The sequence below is a fragment of the Polymorphospora sp. NPDC050346 genome, from assembly GCF_040655695.1.
GTDB classification, from domain to species: Bacteria; Actinomycetota; Actinomycetes; order Mycobacteriales; family Micromonosporaceae; genus Polymorphospora; species Polymorphospora lycopeni.
In genome coordinates, this window is the sequence record NZ_JBFAKM010000004.1 from 224,438 (window position 1) to 240,743 (window position 16,306).

The 16,306-nt window shown below is 72.6% G+C and carries 14 protein-coding genes; 13 read left to right on the top strand and 1 reads right to left on the bottom strand.

The genetic code is table 11. The features are described from left to right. The first annotated feature begins 65 nt into the window (after positions 1-65). From AB0I42_RS06545 to AB0I42_RS06570, 6 genes are read left to right on the top strand one after another with little or no spacing between them, the layout of a single operon-like run. Positions 66-1,115, top strand: coding sequence for an ABC transporter ATP-binding protein (locus tag AB0I42_RS06545; protein ID WP_357534776.1), 1,050 nt, complete (start codon positions 66-68; stop codon positions 1,113-1,115). Beyond that, the gene (locus AB0I42_RS06550; RefSeq protein WP_357534777.1) at positions 1,112-2,857 is read left to right on the top strand and encodes an iron ABC transporter permease; all 1,746 of its coding nucleotides are present in this window, start codon (positions 1,112-1,114) and stop codon (positions 2,855-2,857) included. The genes AB0I42_RS06545 and AB0I42_RS06550 overlap by 4 nt, the downstream gene beginning before the upstream one ends. Then, the gene (locus AB0I42_RS06555; RefSeq protein WP_357534779.1) at positions 2,845-3,639 is read left to right on the top strand and encodes a creatininase family protein; all 795 of its coding nucleotides are present in this window, start codon (positions 2,845-2,847) and stop codon (positions 3,637-3,639) included. The genes AB0I42_RS06550 and AB0I42_RS06555 overlap by 13 nt, the downstream gene beginning before the upstream one ends. Continuing rightward, the gene (locus AB0I42_RS06560; protein WP_357534781.1) at positions 3,636-4,598 is read left to right on the top strand and encodes an amidohydrolase family protein; all 963 of its coding nucleotides are present in this window, start codon (positions 3,636-3,638) and stop codon (positions 4,596-4,598) included. Before AB0I42_RS06555 ends, AB0I42_RS06560 begins: the two co-directional genes overlap by 4 nt. A 46-nt stretch (positions 4,599-4,644) precedes the next feature. Then, positions 4,645-6,099, top strand: a complete 1,455-nt coding sequence (locus tag AB0I42_RS06565) for a lyase family protein (RefSeq protein WP_357534782.1) — start codon at positions 4,645-4,647, stop codon at positions 6,097-6,099. Then, complete coding sequence (locus AB0I42_RS06570) at positions 6,096-7,040, top strand: ROK family protein (protein ID WP_357534784.1); 945 nt, start codon at positions 6,096-6,098, stop codon at positions 7,038-7,040. The genes AB0I42_RS06565 and AB0I42_RS06570 overlap by 4 nt, the downstream gene beginning before the upstream one ends. Before the next feature lie 87 nt (positions 7,041-7,127). On the opposite strand, the gene AB0I42_RS06575 is transcribed toward AB0I42_RS06570, so the two are convergent. Further along, positions 7,128-7,487, bottom strand: coding sequence for a hypothetical protein (locus tag AB0I42_RS06575; protein ID WP_357534786.1), 360 nt, complete (start codon positions 7,485-7,487; stop codon positions 7,128-7,130). Between the two features lie 222 nt (positions 7,488-7,709). On the opposite strand from AB0I42_RS06575, the gene AB0I42_RS06580 reads away from it, so the two are divergent. From AB0I42_RS06580 to AB0I42_RS06610, 7 genes are all read left to right on the top strand, one after another. Then, positions 7,710-8,126, top strand: coding sequence for a sporulation protein (locus tag AB0I42_RS06580; protein WP_357534788.1), 417 nt, complete (start codon positions 7,710-7,712; stop codon positions 8,124-8,126). Between the two features lie 174 nt (positions 8,127-8,300). Then, a complete protein-coding gene (locus AB0I42_RS06585) occupies positions 8,301-10,460 on the top strand; it encodes an MMPL family transporter (protein WP_357534790.1) in 2,160 nt (719 codons plus the stop codon). Positions 10,461-10,535: 75 nt separating this feature from the next. After that, positions 10,536-11,417, top strand: a complete 882-nt coding sequence (locus AB0I42_RS06590) for a hypothetical protein (protein ID WP_357534792.1) — start codon at positions 10,536-10,538, stop codon at positions 11,415-11,417. Between the two features lie 178 nt (positions 11,418-11,595). Beyond that, the gene (locus tag AB0I42_RS06595; RefSeq protein WP_357534794.1) at positions 11,596-13,329 is read left to right on the top strand and encodes a VanW family protein; all 1,734 of its coding nucleotides are present in this window, start codon (positions 11,596-11,598) and stop codon (positions 13,327-13,329) included. Between the two features lie 375 nt (positions 13,330-13,704). Then, on the top strand, positions 13,705-14,688 hold the full coding sequence (locus AB0I42_RS06600) for an ATP-binding cassette domain-containing protein (protein ID WP_357534795.1): 984 nt from the start codon (positions 13,705-13,707) through the stop codon (positions 14,686-14,688). Next, on the top strand, positions 14,685-15,341 hold the full coding sequence (locus AB0I42_RS06605; RefSeq protein ID WP_357534797.1) for a methionine ABC transporter permease: 657 nt from the start codon (positions 14,685-14,687) through the stop codon (positions 15,339-15,341). The genes AB0I42_RS06600 and AB0I42_RS06605 overlap by 4 nt, the downstream gene beginning before the upstream one ends. A gap of 67 nt (positions 15,342-15,408) precedes the next feature. Beyond that, positions 15,409-16,227, top strand: coding sequence for a MetQ/NlpA family ABC transporter substrate-binding protein (locus tag AB0I42_RS06610; protein ID WP_357534798.1), 819 nt, complete (start codon positions 15,409-15,411; stop codon positions 16,225-16,227). Positions 16,228-16,306: the final 79 nt, after the last annotated feature.

The following is a 16,306-nucleotide window of genomic DNA, read 5'->3' on the forward strand; positions in this document are numbered from 1 at the left end:
TCCCATCGCGGGGCCCCCACGCACATTCCGAAAGGCACATCATGATCGATGTCACGCTCGAGTCGGTGAGCAAGCGCTTCGCGCGCGGCGGCGACGTGGCGGCGGTCGACGACGTCGACCTGACCATCGCGGCCGGCGAGTTCTTCACCCTGCTCGGACCCAGTGGCTGCGGCAAGACCACCACGCTGCGGATGGTCGCCGGCTTCTACTTCCCGACCTCGGGACACATCCGCTTCGGCGGCGAGGACGTCACCCGCCGGCCGCCGAACAAGCGTGACACCGGCATGGTCTTCCAGAACTACGCGCTCTTCCCGCACATGTCCGTGGCCCAGAACGTCGCGTACGGCCTCAAGATCCGCAAGGTGGGCCGGGCCGAGTCCGCCCGCCGCGTCGACGAGGCACTGGCCCAGGTGCACCTGGGCGGCTACGGCACCCGCCGCATCGACGAGCTCTCCGGTGGCCAGCAGCAGCGGGTCGCGCTGGCCCGCGCCCTGGTCATCCGGCCGCGTACCCTGCTGCTCGACGAGCCGCTGTCCAACCTGGACGCGAAGCTGCGCGAGGAGACCCGCGCCGAGATCCGCCGCATCCAGCGCGACGCCGGCCTCACCTCCATCTACGTCACCCACGACCAGGCCGAGGCGATGGCCATGTCGGACCGCATCGCGGTGATGGAGTCCGGCAGGGTCCGCCAGGTCGGCAGCCCGCAGGAGATCTACCACCGGCCGGCGACCACTTTCGTGGCGCGCTTCATCGGCCGCAGCAACGTGCTGTCCCTGCCGGTCCTCGGCGCCACCGACACCACCGTCGACGTCGGCCTGCCCGGCGGCGGGCGGGCCACCGCCAAGGCACCCGATGGCCACGGGCTCACCGAGAACGACACCGCCCTGGTCTCCATCCGCCCCGAACACGTCGCGCTCGCCCGCCCCGGCGACAAGGACACCCTGCCCGGCCAGGTAACCGACGTCGAGTTCACCGGCATGTCGACGAACCTGACCCTCGACGTCGCCGGCACCACGGTCAACGTGTCGGCCATCGACGTACCCGCCACCGTCGCGATCGGCGACCGCCTCGAGGTACGGCTGCCCGCCGACCGCATGTGGGTGGTGCGCCCGTGAGCTCGACCACCCTCGGCGCCCGTGCCGCCGTCCTCACCGGGCGGCTGCGCGGCGGATCCAGCGCCGGCTGGTTCCCGTACCTGCTGGTCCTGCCGCTGGCCCTGGTCCTGTGGGGCTACGTCGTGCAGCCGATGCTCGCCACCTTCGGGGAGAGCGTCGCCGAGGACGGCGCCGGCAACTACCTCAGCTTCCTGGGCAGCGCGGGCGTCGCCCGCGCCTCGCTGTTCACCTCGCTCGCCATCTCCGCCGCCAGCGTCCTGCTCTGCGGCATCGTCGGCGTCGGCATGGCGTTCCTGCTCAAGCGGTTCACCTTCCCCGGCCGGCGGCTCATCGAGGCGATCATCCTGGTGCCGGCCGCGCTGCCGCCGCTGATCGGCGCGATCTCGTTCCAGCTCCTCTACAGCGAGACCGGCATCCTGCCGCGCGGCCTCCAACAGCTCTTCGGCACCGCGAGCCCGCTGCTGGCCTTCGACGGCATCGCCGGCGTGCTCGTGGTGCACACCTTCACCATGTACCCGTTCTTCTACCTCGCCGCGTCCGCCGCCCTGGCCGGCATGGACCCGTCGGTCGAGGAGGCCGCGTACAACCTCGGTGCCAGCCGGGTGCGGGTGTGGCGCACCGTCCTGCTGCCGATGCTGACCCCGGCCCTGGTCAGCGGCTCGCTGCTGGTCTTCATGACGTCGCTGGCGTCGTACACCGCCCCGCTGCTGTTCGGCGTCGACCAGACGATGACGATGCAGATCTACATCAACCGCACCAACGGCGACCTGCCGATGGCGTCCACGTACGCCTCGGTGCTCGGCATCGTCTCGATCGTCTTCCTGCTCGGCATGCGCTGGTACGAGGGGCGGCGCAGCTACCGCTCGATGTCCAAGGGCATCGCCGCCCACCGCCGCGAGATCACCAACCCGTTCGGCCGCTGGCTGGCGCTGGTCGGCTCGCTGCTGGCCACCGTCGTCCTGCTCGCCCCGGTCGCCACGATCGCGCTGGTCGCCTTCTCCCAGGACGGCTCGTGGACCACCGAGGTGATCCCGAGCGTCTACACCACCGAGAACTTCGTCGCGATCTTCACCGAGCCGCGGTCGTTCCAGCCGATCCTCAACTCGTTGCAGATGAGCGCGCTGGCCACGGTCGGCTGCATCGTCATCGGCGTACTCACCGCGTACGCCGTACGGCGGCTGAAGTTCTTCGGCCGCGGCCTGCTCGACGTCGCCGTCATGATCGCCTGGGCGCTGCCCGGCACCGTCGTGGCGATCAACCTGATCTCGGCGTTCAGCACCGGCAACGCGTTCAGCCTCGGCCAGGTCCTCGTCGGCACCTTCTGGATCGTGCCGCTGGCCTACTTCGTCCGGTTCCTGCCGCTGGTGTTCCGGTCCAGTTCGGCCGCGCTGGCCCAGCTCGACCCGAGCATGGAGGAGGCCGCCCGCAACCTCGGCGCCACCTGGTGGCGGGCGTTCCGCACGGTCACCCTGCGGCTGATGCTGCCCGGCGTGTTCGCCGGTGCCCTGCTGGCCTTCGTGCACGGCGTCGGCGAGTTCGTCGCCTCGGTGCTGATCTACACCTCCAGCACCACGCCGATCTCGGTGGCGATCAACAACCGGATGTACTCGTTCGAGATGGGCACCGCCGCCGCGTACGGCATGCTCCAGGTCGCCCTGATCTTCGTGGTGATGCTGGTCGCCGGCCGGCTGGAGAACGGCGGCCGGCGCACCTCCCGGGAGGCGACGCAATGGGTGAACTGATCCACGCCAGCCGGGTGCCCGGCGGCGAACTCGCCGACGTGGCCGCCACTGCCGACTTCGCCGTACTGCCGGTCGGCGCGGTCGAGTGGCACGGGCCGCACCTGCCGCTCGGCACCGACCTGATCCTCGCCGAGGGCTTCGCGAGGAGCACCGGCGGCGACGGCCGGCGCGGGGTGCTGTTCCCGGCGGTGCCGTACACCGCCTGCCCCGGCCAGACCCGGCCCTGGCCCGGCACGATCGCGATCCGGCCGGAGATCGCGGTGGCCTACCTGTGCGACGTGCTGGAGGGCATCGTCGCCGCCGGGTTCCCCCGGGTCCTGGTCGTCAACGGGCACGACGCCAACATGTCGACGGTGCGGGCGGCGATGGAATGGGTGTCCGGCCGGCGCCGGGCCAGCCTGCTGCTGGCCAACTGGTTCCAGCTGGTCACCCCGGCGGAGACCACGCAGATCTACGGCGAGTTGCCGGCCCGCGGGCACGGCGGCGCGTACGAGACGTCGGCGGTGCTCGGCTTCGACCCCGACGCGGTACGCCCCGACTCCGTCACCGACCTGCCGCCCCGGCCGAAACTGGCCACCGCCCACCCGTACGTGCTGATCGAGTCCCGCCCCAACCCGTGGGAGGGCTGGTCCGGCCACATCTCGCTGGCGACCCCGGCGACCGGCGACCGGGTGCGGGAACTCGCCGCCACCCGGCTGACCGAGCTGATCGACGCCTGGCTGGCCGCCCCGCTGCCGGCCGAACCCGACGCCACCCGGCTGACCGAATCCGGGCCACGATGAGTTCCGTCCGAAGCCGGGAACGGGCGATCGACGTAGTCGATTTCCATCTCCACCTCGGTATCCAGGACGACCCGGTCATCCGCTCCTGTGAGGACGCCGCCGGCATGCACCCCGGCGGCGAGCACGAGCGGTCGGTCCGCGCCGCCGCCAACGCCCCGTACGCGGCGGCGTGGCGGCGGGCGTGGGCGTTCCCGGACCCGGAGCCGCCCGCCGACCGGCTGGCGGAGGCCGACCGGTGGGCGGACGAGCTGCGCGCCCAGGGCGTACGCCGGGCGGTGTTCGTCACCGGCGGCGGCAACGACGCGCTCGCCGACGCCGTCGACCGGCACCCGGACCTGTTCCTCGGCTTCGCCCACCACGACCCGTTCGCGCCCGACGCGGCCGCCGAGCTGGAGCGGGCGGTGACCGTACGCGGGCTGCGCGGCCTGAAGCTGTTCGCGCCGCTGCTGCGCGGCCCGCTGGACCACCCGGACCTGGATCCGGTGTGGCGTACGGCGGACCGGCTGCGGGTGCCGGTCCTGGTGCACGTCGGCCACTACGGCAGCGCCGGCGGGTTGTCGTCGAGCCCGCACGACAGCCCGAACCACCTGGCCCGGGTCGCCCGGCGGTTCCCGGAACTGCCGTTCGTGGTGCCGCACTTCGGGGTCCAGCACGTGCAGGAACTGCTCTTCGCCTGCTGGAGCAGCCCGAACATCCACGTCGACACGTCGGGTTCCAACCAGTGGGTGCGCTGGATGCCGTACCGGCTCACGCTCGACGACCTGTTCCGCCGCTGCTACGAGACGATCGGCCCGGGGCGGATCGTGTTCGGCAGCGACTCGTCGTGGTTCCCGCGCGGCTACGTCGGCCGCTACCTCGACGACCAGTTACGCATCTGCCGGGAGATGGGGATGCCCGAGTCCGACCTGCAAGCGATCTTCGCCGGAAACGCCGTACGGCTGCTGGGTCTGCCGACCTAGCCAGCGACCGCCGGGTCCGCCCGGCGCGACGAACGAGGGATTTGTCATGAGCCTCAACACCTACCAGCAGCACCATCTGCGTGTCGCGTTCGAGCACCACGCGAGTCACCTCTTCGGTCCGATGGTGCGGGCCAGCCAGGCGCACGTGGTCATGCTCGCCGAGCGGGAGCTGATCCCGGCGGACCGGGCGGCCCTGCTGTTGCGCGGCCTCGGAGAGCTGCGCGGCGACGGCGGGGAGCCGCTGGTGTTCGACGGCAGTGTCGAGGACGTCTACTTCACCGTGGAGAAGCGGCTGGCCGCCGCCTGCGGCATCCCGACGTCACAGCTCGACGTGCAGATGGCCCGCAGCCGCAACGACCTGGACGCCGGGGTGTTCCGGATGGTGCTGCGCGAGCAGCTGCTGCGGGTCGTCGACCGGCTGCTGGCCACCGGGGTGACGGCGCTGGAGCGCGCCGACCGCTACGCCGACGTGGTGATCACCGGCTACACGCACCGCCGGCCGGCGCAGCCGACCACGATCGGGCACGCGCTGGCCGGGTACGCCGAGGCGCTGGCCGGCCAGGCGGTCGCCTACGCCGACCTGCTCGACCAGATGAACCGCTCGCCGCTGGGCTCGTGCGCGTTCGCCGGCACCGACCTGCCGATCGACCCGCCCCGGCTCGCCGAGCTGCTCGGTTTCGACGGGCTGGTGACCAACTCGTACGAGGCGGTGGCCGGCGCCGACCACCTGGTGCGGGTCGCCACCCTCAACGCGCAGGCGCTGGCGACCGGGGCCCGGCTGGCCCGTACGTTGATGGACTGGCTGAGCTGGCGCTGGGTGAACACCCCGGAGGGCTTCACCCAGGGCAGCAGCATCATGCCGCAGAAGCGCAACCCGGTGGTGCTGGAACACCTGGTGTCGATGGCCGGTGCCGCGGCGGGCGACGCCGCGTCGGTGCTCAACAACGTCGGCGCCGCCTGGTGGGAGGACTCCAACAACGCGACCACCGACGTGCAGACCCGGCTGTGGGACAGCGACGACCGCACCGAGCGGTTCTTCGCCCTGCTCGGCGGCTTCCTGGCCGAGCTGACCCCGCTGGAGCCGCCGGCACCGGCGGAGATCGTCGCGTCGGGCGCGACGACCACGGCCGCCGCGGACGCGCTCACCCGGCACGGGGTGCCGTTCCGGGCCGCGCACTCGGTGGTGGGCCGGTTGATCCGCGGCGGCGGCCCGGACACCTGGACCCCGGAGCAGGTGCGGGCGGCGGCGGCCGACGTCGGGGTGCCCGAACCGCTGGACGACGGCGCGGTCGCCGACCTGATCGCCGCCGCCGTACGCCCCGAACTGGTCCTCGACCGGGCCCAGGCCGACGGTCCCGGCGTCGCCGCCGTACGCGCCCAGGTGGCCGAGGTCCGTACGACGCTCGATGACGTGTCGGCGCGGGTGGCCGGGCTGCGGGAGCGGCTGGCCCGGGCCGACGAGGCGCTGGACGCGGCCGTGGCCGGACGGGTGGGCCGGTGACCGTCCACAGTGGCCCTGTCGTCGACAGTCGGCCGGAGCCGGTGCGCCCCGACGCGCGACGGCTGCTCGGCATCGACTTCGGCGGCACCAAGATGGCGGTCGCGGTCGCCGACGCCCAGGGCCGGATCCTGCGCTCGCAGCGGGTGCCGACGCATGCCGGGCGGGGCGCCGCGCAGGCGCTGGACCGGGCGCTGGAGCTGGCCGGCCGGCTCGTCTCGGACGTCGGCGGCTCGCTGGCCGCGGCCGGGATCGCGTCGCCCGGCGTGGTCCGTGACGACGGCATCGACCTGGCCCCGAACGTGCCGGGCTGGGAGCGGCTGCGGCTGGCCGACGCGGTCCGCGCCGCGCTGCCGGTCTCCCTGGTCGAGGTCGGCAACGACCTCAACGCCGCCGCCCTGGCCGAGTTGCGCCTCGGCGCGCTGCGCGACGCCGACCCCGGGCTCGTGGTCGGCCTGGGCACCGGTGTCGCGACGGCGCTGACCGTCGCCGGGACCGTGGTCGCCGGGCACCGGGGCGCGGCGGGCGAGATCGCGTACGCCGTCACCGGCGCCGACTGGCCCGCCGACCCGCACGACGTGATGCTGGAGGCGGTCTTCTCCGGCCGGGCCCTCGATCTGCTCGCCGCCGATCTCGGGCTGACCGGCGGGGCCGAGGAGTTGTGCCGGCATGCCGAGCGTCCGGGGCCGGCCCGGGTCGCGCTGCTCGCCCGGGTCGACGAGTTGGCCCGCCATTTGGCCACCTGCTGCCTGCTGGTCGACCCGCGGCGGGTCGTGCTGGTCGGGGGAGTGGCCCGCAACGACCTGGTCCGCGAACTGCTCGCCGAACGGCTGACGGCGGTGCTGCCGCACCGGCCGGACGTGGTCCTGTCGACGTTCGCCGACGACGCGGCGCTGCTGGGCGCGGTGACGATGGCCGGCGAGGCGCTGGCCGCGCACCACTGACGCCGGAAACCGGCGGGGCACCGACCCCCGCACAGCACACGGGCGCGGCACCGAACCGGTGCCGCGCCCGTGGCGGTATGGGGTGGATCAGATGTTGTTGATGATCGACATCGAGGCCTCGTGCTGGGTGGCCAGCATGTCCGAGACCGCGGCGGCGTCGTAGTACCCGCCGGACTCCACCGGCGCGCTGTCCGACGAGTAGTCCGCCGTGTAGTCCGGGGCGGCCTCGGTGGTCGGCTCGGTCGGCGCGACGTCGTAGGTGCCGACGCCCTCCTCCCAGACCTGCTCGGCGACGCCGTCGCCGTCCTGGTCGTAGGTCATGACGTCGATCAGGCCGTCACCGTCGGTGTCGGCGCCGGCGATGATCCCGCCGTCCGGCAACTGCTCGTACGCGACGATGTCCTCGACGCCGTCACCGTTGACGTCCTCCATGAAGACCTCGGACATATCACTTTCTCCTTTTTCGGTTCCCGCTCTGTGTTGACGGCAACGCTAGGTCATGATCCGTCGGTTGGACTCCCACTTTGATGCCAACCCGACAGCAGCGGTTCCCGCCCGCTACCAGCGATTCGCGGGCCGGGCGGACGTCGCGGCCCGGCGCGGCGATGCCGCCGGTTCGGCCGCCTGATCTTCGCCGGCTGGGCCACGATGGCCCCAGGGGGTGGTGAGATGACGAACGCGATGGGCGTGGCCGTCCTGGACCTGGTCAAGCGGGCGGTCGGCGAGACGACGGCGGGCACGGTGTTCGGTGAGCCGGTCACCCGCGGTGACGTCACCGTGATCCCGGTGGCCCGGGTCAAGGGGCACGGGGGTGGTGGCGGTGGCGGCGGCAACGCCGATCCCGCGGCCGCCGGTCAGGCCAAGCAGGGCAACGGGTCGGGGGGCGGGCCGGCGGCGCACGCGGGCGGTGGCTCGGGTGCCGGGATGCGGTTGTCGGCACGCCCGATCGGGGTGTTCGTGCTGCGGGACGGCCGGGTCCGCTGGCATCCGGCGCTCGACCTGAACAAGGTGATCCTCGGCGGCCAGATCGTCATGGTGGTGGCGTTGCTGACCGTACGGGCGGTCGTGCGGGCCCGGCACTCCTAGCACATCGAGGGGGCGTGGCGGCGCCCTGCCGACCACCGGTGTGCTGTGACGTTGGTTATCAACCGGGGATCCGGGTAGCCGACGGCGGCGGCCGCGACCTAGCGTTCGCGGTGAACGGCATTCACTTTAGGCAGTCCGTGCCATCACACTCTCATCGCGACCGGGGGACGGGGCGTGTTCGCTTCCTGGGGATCATTCACCTACCGCCTGCGCTGGACCGTCCTCGCGGTCGTCGCCGTGGCGGTCGTCGGGTCCGGCATCTGGGGGCTCGGGGTCTTCAACCAGCTCACCGAGGGCGGCTACATCGACCCGGGCAGCGAGTCGGCCAAGGCCGCCGCCGCGGTCGAGTCGGCGCTCGGCCCGCAGGGCGGCGACGTCGTGGCCATCTACACCCCGGAGTCCGGCACCGTCGACGACCCCGGCCTGGCCCAGCGGGTGACCGCCCGGCTCGACGCGCTGCCCGACTCGGCGGTGCTCGGTGTCAGCAGCTACTGGCAGACCGGCGCTCCGCAACTGGCCACCCCCGACAAGACCAGCGCACTGGCCGTCATCACCCTCGCCGGCGACGACGAGAACGCCAAGCTCGAGTCCTACCGGGCCATCAAGGACGAACTGGCGGTCGACGGGGCCAGGACGCAGATCGCCGGCAGCGGGCCGTTGCAGGACTCGACCTCCAACCGGTCCAAGACCGACCTCACCCGCGCCGAACTCGTCTCGCTGCCGATCGTGCTGATCCTGCTCGTCCTGATCTTCGGCTCGCTCGTCGCCGCCTCGCTGCCGGTGCTGGTCGGCGGCCTGGCCGTGCTCGGCTCGCTCGGCGTCCTGCACGTCGTGGCCCTGACCACCGAGGTCAACTCGTTCGCGGTCAACGTCGCCAGCCTGCTCGGCCTCGGCATGGCGATCGACTACGGCCTGTTCATGGTCGGGCGGTTCCGCGAGGAGATGGCCGCCGGCCGCTCGCCCGAGGTCGCCGTACGGCACACCGTGGCCACCGCCGGCCGTACCGTGATGTTCTCCGCGACCCTGCTGATCATCGCGCTCGCCGGCCTGCTGCTCTTCCCGCAGGGCTTCCTCAAGTCGCTGTCGTACGGCGGCATGGCGGCCGTCGCGCTCGCCGCGGTCGTCTCGCTGACCCTGCTGCCCGCCCTGCTGGGCATCCTCGGCCCGCGCGTCGACAAGCTCGCCGTACGGCTGCCCCGGCGCCGGGCGGCGGCCGGCGGAGGCGGCTGGGCCCGGCTGGCCGCCGTCGTCATGCGCCGCCCGATCCTGGTCGCCGCCCCGATCCTCGCCGTCCTGGTGCTGCTCGCGCTGCCGATCGGCCAGGTCCGGTTCGGCGAGGTCGACGAGCGGGTGCTGCCGGCCAGCGACCCGGCCCGGCAGGCGATCGAGACGCTGAAGACCGAATTCCCGGCGATGAGCGGCAACGGCGTACAGGTGGTGCTGCGCGGCACCGGCGGCACCGCCCCCGACCAGGCCGCGACGCAGGCGTTCGCCGGCCAGGTCGGCGCCGTCCCGGGCGTCGAGGCGGTCAACCCCGGTGGCGCCGGCGGCGACCTCGTGGTGCTGACGGCGACGCTGGCCGACCGCGACCCGCTCAGCGACACCGCCCGGGACACCGTCGCCGACATCCGCGCGCTGACCCCGCCCGCCGGCACCGACCTGCTGGTCGGCGGCACCACCGCCCGCAACGTCGACAGCCTCGACGCCACCATCGCCAAGCTGCCGCTGATGGCGGGCCTGCTCGCCGGTGCCACCTTCGTGCTGATGTTCCTCGCCTTCGGCTCGATCCTGCTGCCGATCAAGGCCATCCTGATGAGCGTGCTCAGCCTGTCGGCGACGTTCGGCATCCTGGTCTGGCTCTTCCAGGAGGGGCACGGCGAGAGCTGGCTGCGGGTGACCCCGGCACCGCTGGAGGTCGGCATCGTGGTCCTCATGGCGGCGGTGGTGTTCGGCCTGTCCACCGACTACGAGGTGTTCCTGCTGTCGCGGATGGTCGAGGCCCGTGCCAAGGGGGTCAGCACCGTCGAGGCGGTCACCACCGGCCTGGTCCGCACCGGACGGGTGATCAGCGCCGCCGCGCTGCTGCTGGTGGTGGTGACCGGGGCGTTCGCGTTCGCCACCGTCGCCATGATGCGGTTCATCGGCGTCGGAATGATCATCGCGCTGGTGCTCGACGCGACCGTGGTCCGGATGCTGCTCGTACCGGCGGTCATGCGCCTGCTCGGCGACGCCGTCTGGTGGGCGCCCGGACCGTTGCGCAGGCTCCAGCAGGCCGCCGGTCTGCAGGAGTCGGACGAGATCGGGACGGCCGACAAGGAGTACGCCCTGCGCTGACCTGCGCCGGTTCACCCGTACGGTTGCCGCCCATGACGGCGGGAACCGGACGGGGACCGGCACCGTCACAGTGGGGTGACTATCTTTCGCCGCATTCGTGCCGCCGCAACCCTGTCCGTACTTTTGCTGACCGCCGCCGCCTGCGCCCAAGGTGGCAACGACGCCGGCGGTCCCGACCCCGGCCCGGTGTCCCTGGAGTCCGACGTGGCCGCCATCCGGGTCGACTACACCGGGGGCTTCAGCACCCCGGGCATGATCGCCGCCCGGCTACCGCTGATCGCCGTCTACGGCGACGGCCGGGTCATCACCCAGGGCCCGCAGGTCATGGTCTACCCCGGCCCCGCACTGCCCAATCTCCAGGTGCAGACGATCAACGCCAACGACGTCGACGCCCTGATCGAGCGGGCCCTGGCCGCCGGGGTGGGCCAGGCCACCGACTTCGGCCAGCCGCCGGTCGCCGACGCCGCCTCGACCAGGATCACCGTCACGACCAGTGACGGCGAGAAGGTGCTCGAGGTCTACGCGCTCGAGGAGACGCCCGAGGACGGCGCCGGGCTGAACGCCACGCAGGTCGACGCCCGCGCCAAGGTCAAGGAGTTCGTGGCGTCGCTGAACGACCTCTCCGGCACGCTCGGTGCCGGCGCGGTCGGCGCGCCCCAGCCGTACGTGCCGACCGCCGTCGCCGCGATCGCCGAGCCGTGGGTGGCCGGCGACCCGGCCCTGCCCGCCCCGCCGGAGGTCGCCTGGCCCGGCCCGGCGCTGCCCGGCAAGCCGGTCGGCCCCGGCCTGGAGGTCGGTTGCGTGAGCACCGACGGCGAGGCCGCCACGAAGGTCCTGTCGGCGGCCGGTACGGCGACCTCGGCCACCCCGTGGACCTCGGAGGGCAAGAGCTTCACGGTCCACCTGCGCCCGCTGCTGCCCGACGAGACCGACTGCGCCGACCTGCTGGCCGGCTGATCCGGCCGGCCCGGCCGACCTGACCGGCCCGGCCGACCGGCCGACCCGGCTGATCCGGCCGATCCGACCGCCGGGACCGTCACCCGTACGTGGTGGCGGTCCCGGCGTGTCCGGGCGCCCAATATGATCCTCACTCGGCGTCCCGACATCTCAGACCACCGCCTGCGAGGTTTTCCACGTGCAGCCCGACGACGTGCGGCGTACCGACGTATCCACCAGCCCGCCGGACGCGAAGCGGCCGGCCCGCCGCCGGGCGCTGGTCGCGGCGGTCGTCGCCGCGGCGGTGCTGCTGCTGGCCGGGGCCGCCGTCGGCTACGCCTACACCGGTGAGGTGCCGCGCGGGGTGACCGTCCTCGGCGTCGACCTGGGCGGGCTCGACCGGGCGGCGGCCGGCGAGGCGCTGCGCGCCGAACTCGCCCGGCGGTCCGCCGATCTGGCGGCGCCGGTCACCGTACGCGTCGAGGACCGGACGGCGCGGGTGGACCCGTCGGCCGTCGGGCTGGCCGTCGACGTGGACGCCACCGTCGCCGTTGCCGCCGACGCCCGGCCCGGGGTGTTCGCGCGCCTGTTCGGCTCGCCCACCGTCGACCCGGTCGTGACCGTCGACCAGGGCCGGCTCGACGCGGCGTTGCGGTCGGCGGTCGGCGAGGTCGGGCAGCCGGTGGTGGCGCCCGCCATCACCTACGACGGCACCACGCCCCGCCCGGTCTACCCGGAGTCCGGCCGGGTCCTCGACCCGGCGACGGCCGCCGGGGCGCTGCGCGCCGGCTGGCCGGACGCCCGCGAGGTGACCGTGCCGCTGCTCGACGTGCACCCGGTCACCACCACCGCCGACGTCGACCGGCTGCTCGCCGAACTGGCCAGGCCCGCGGTGAGCGGACCGGTCACGGTCACCACGGAACGCGGCGACCTGCCGGTGCCGCCGGCCGCGATCGCCAAGAGTCTCGTGTTCGCCGCCGACGACAGCGGCCGCATCGAGCCGCGTGTCGACGAGAAGGCGTTGCGGTCGGCGCTCGGCAACGGGCTGCGCGAGGTCGAGGTGGCGCCGAAGAACGCGACGGTCGTCCTCGACGGCGGGAAGCCGAAGGTGGTGCCCGGCACCGACGGGCAGCGCCTCGACACCGCCGCCCTGGGCCGTGACCTGCTCGCCGTGCTGCCCCGTACGGCCGACCGGCGGGTGGCCGGGACGCTGACGCCGGCGCGGCCGGCGATGACCGACGAGCAGGCGGCGGCGCTGGGGATCAGGGAGCGGGTCTCCACGTTCACCACCAACTTCACCGGCGGGCTGTCGGCACCGCGCAGCAACAACATCGTGACGATCGCCAGGGACGTCGACGGGACGATCGTGAAGCCGGGGGAGACCTTCTCGCTCAACGGGCACACCGGGGAGCGCAGCTACGCGCAGGGCTACAAGGACGCGCCGGTGATCATGGACGGCAAGCTGGTGCCGGGGGTCGGCGGCGGTACGTCGCAGTTCACGACCACCCTGTTCAACGCGACCTACTACGCCGGGCTGGAAGACGTCGAGCACAAGCCTCACTCGTACTGGTTCAGCCGGTACCCGCCGGTGATCGAGTCGACGATCTTCTACCCGAACCTGGACTTCAAGTTCCGCAACGACACCCCGTACGGGGTGTTGATCGACACGTCGTGGACGAGCGACTCGATCACGGTGTCGATCTGGAGCACGAAGATCTACGACAGCGTGAAGACCGAGTGGGGACCCCGGCGCAACATCACCAAGCCGCGGGTGGTCCACCTGGAACCCGGACCGTCGTGCATCGCCACCAACGGCATCGACGGCTTCACCCAGGACGCCTGGCGGATCTTCCGCAAGGACGGCAAGGAACTCAAACGGGAGAAGTTCAGTTGGCGTTACGACGCCGAGCCCCGCTTCGTCTGTGGCGGCTGAGCTGCGCTGTCCCATTCTCTGGGACCGGATTTTCCTTTGGGTATTCCTACCTGAATAGTGGGGCGTATGAAGGGTGCGGCTGACCTGACCAGGCGCCGGGTGGTCGACTACGGGTTGGTCTCCACGGCGCGCTGTTGCCAGTGACACCGCCGGCGTCGACCGCCGGCCGGACCGGCGTGCCCGCCGCCTGACCCGGTCCATGCACGGAGCCGCCTGACGGCCGGACCCCGTCCCGGGTCCGCCGCCCGCTGACAGCGGTCCGGTCGACACCACGATCCGCACAAACCCATCGCGCACCGCCGGCCGGCGGGCGTCCCGTCCGGGCGCCCGCTTCGTCTGCGGTGCCGAGCCATGCCCCGACAGGAAACCCCCTCCGTGATCCAGATAACCGGTCTGCGCAAGGTCTACCGGACCCGCCGCACCGAGGTAGCCGCGGTCGACGGCGTCGACCTGACCGTCGCCAAGGGCGAGGTGTACGGCGTCCTCGGCCGCAGCGGTGCCGGCAAGAGCACCCTGCTGCGCTGCGTCAACATGCTCGAGCGTCCCGACGCCGGGCGGGTCGTCGTGGACGGTGTCGACCTCGGCGGCCTGCGCGAGGACGGGCTGCGCCGGGCCCGGCAGCGGATCGGCATGATCCACCAGCACTTCGCGCTGCTCGGGTCGCGCACCGCCGCCGGCAACGTCGCGTTTCCGCTGGAGATCATGGGGGTGCCCCGGGCCGAACGGGCCGAACGCGTCCGTGAACTGCTCGACCTCGTCGGCCTCGCCAACCGGGCCGGCGCCTACCCGGCCCAGCTCTCCGGCGGCCAGAAGCAGCGGGTCGGCATCGCCCGGGCGCTCGCCGGCCGGCCCACCGTGCTGCTCTCCGACGAGGCCACCTCCGCGCTCGACCCGGAGACCACCGGCTCGATCCTCGACCTGCTGCGTGACCTCAGCCAGCGGCTCGGGCTGACGGTCCTGCTGATCACCCACGAGATGGAGGTGGTCAAGCGGATCTGCGACTCCGCCGCGGTCATGCACGACGGCCGGATCACCGAGAGCGGCCGGGTCGCCGACCTGCTGCTGCGCCCCGGCGCCGAACTCACCCGGGGGATCTTTCCACTCGGTCCGCCCCCACCGCTGAAGGGCGCGACGCTGCTCGACGTCACCGTGGTCGGCGCCGCCGCCGACGGCACCTTCGTCTCCGACCTCGCCCGCCGCTTCGACCTCGACGTACGCATCGTCGCCGGGGGAGTGGAGACCCTCGCCGGCACCCGCGCCGGCCGGCTGCGGCTGGCGCTGTCCGGAGCGGCGGCGGCCACCGACGGGCCCCGCGAATACCTGGGCAGCGCCGGCATTCTCGTGGAGGACCCCCGATGACCTGGGAAGACATGCTGCCCCTGCTGTGGGAGGGCAGCAAGGAGACCGCCTACATGGTCGGCGTGTCGACCGCCGTCACCGCGGTCGGCGGGCTGCTGCTCGGCGTGCTGCTGGTGCTGACCGACCGGGGCGGGCTGCTCGCCGCCCGGCCGGTCAACGCCCTGCTCGGCCTGGTCGTCAACATCGGCCGCTCGCTGCCGTTCATCATCCTGCTGGTCGCCGTGATCCCGTTCACCCGGGCGGTGGTCGGGACCACCATCGGCACCACCGCGGCGATCGTGCCGCTGACCATCGGCGCGATCCCGTTCTACGCCCGGATCGTCGAGACCGCGATCCGCGAGGTCGACCCCGGCGTGGTCGCCGCCGCCCGTGCCATGGGCGCGTCGCGGACCGCGATCGTGGTCAAGGTCCTGCTCCGGGAGGCCCGGCCGGGCCTGGTCGCCGGTCTCACCATCACCCTGGTCGCCCTCGTGGGCTATTCCGCCATGGCCGGCGCGGTCGGTGGCGGCGGCCTCGGCGACCTGGCCATCCGCTACGGCTACCAGCGTTTCGAGACGGAGGTCATGATCGCCACCGTCGTGCTGCTCGTCGTCTTCGTGCAGCTGACCCAGAGCTTCGGCGACTGGGTCGCCCGCCGCCTGTCCCACCGCTGACCGCATTCCCGCATTGCTCGCCAACCGGTGGAGAAGCCACCGGCGAACCGAAAGAAAGGCCTTTCCCGTGCGACGCACCGTCCTCACCCTGCTCACCGCGGCCACCCTCGTCCTGGGTGCGGCCGCCTGCGGCTCCGACTCCGGCGACGGCGCGGCCGGGACCGGCCCGCTGAAGGTCGGCGTCAGCCCCGTGCCGCACGGCGAGATCCTCAAGTACGTCCAGGACAACCTGGCCGCCGCCGAAGGGCTCGAGCTGGAGATCGTCGAGTTCAACGACTACATCCAGCCCAACGTGGCCCTGCGCGACGAGCAGCTCGACGCCAACTACTTCCAGCACATCCCGTACCTCGACGAGGAGAAGGCGGCCAAGGGGTACGACTTCACCGCCCTGGCCCCGGTGCACATCGAGCCGCTCGGCGTCTACTCCAAGAAGGTCAAGAGCCTGGCCGAGGTGCCCGACGGCGGCGTGGTCGCCATCCCGAACGACCCGGCGAACTCCGGCCGGGCGCTGAACCTGCTGGCCGTGAACGGCCTGCTCACCCTCAAGGACGGCGTCGGCGTCAAGGCCACCGAGGCCGACATCGTCACCAACCCGAAGAACCTCAAGTTCGAGGCGCTGGAGGCCGCGCAACTGCCGCGCAGCCTCGACGACACCGCGATCTCGGTCATCAACGGCAACTACGCGATCGCGACCGGGCTCAACCCGGCCACCGACGCGCTGGCGCTGGAGAGCGGCGAGAACAACCCGTTCGCGAACCTGGTCGTGGTGCGGGCCGGCGACGAGACCGACGAGCGGATCGTGAAGCTGGAGAAGCTGCTGCACTCCGCGCAGGTCAAGCAGTTCATCGCCGACAAGTACCAGGGCTCGGTGCTGGCCGCGTTCTGATCCCACCCGGCGGGTGCCGCGGGCGTGCGAACGTTCGCGGCACCCGCCGTTCGCGCAACCCCGCCGGTGGCGGTGGGTG

What these genes read in the sequence shown, in the direction of transcription:
- AB0I42_RS06605 (WP_357534797.1), top strand. Translation starts at nt 14,685, where the DNA reads ATGACCTGGGAAGACATGCTGCCCCTGCTGTGGGAGGGCAGCAAGGAG.
- AB0I42_RS06565 (WP_357534782.1), top strand. Translation starts at nt 4,645, where the DNA reads ATGAGCCTCAACACCTACCAGCAGCACCATCTGCGTGTCGCGTTCGAG.
- AB0I42_RS06580 (WP_357534788.1), top strand. Translation starts at nt 7,710, where the DNA reads ATGACGAACGCGATGGGCGTGGCCGTCCTGGACCTGGTCAAGCGGGCG.
- AB0I42_RS06560 (WP_357534781.1), top strand. Translation starts at nt 3,636, where the DNA reads ATGAGTTCCGTCCGAAGCCGGGAACGGGCGATCGACGTAGTCGATTTC.
- AB0I42_RS06575 (WP_357534786.1), bottom strand. Translation starts at nt 7,487, where the DNA reads ATGTCCGAGGTCTTCATGGAGGACGTCAACGGTGACGGCGTCGAGGAC.
- AB0I42_RS06555 (WP_357534779.1), top strand. Translation starts at nt 2,845, where the DNA reads ATGGGTGAACTGATCCACGCCAGCCGGGTGCCCGGCGGCGAACTCGCC.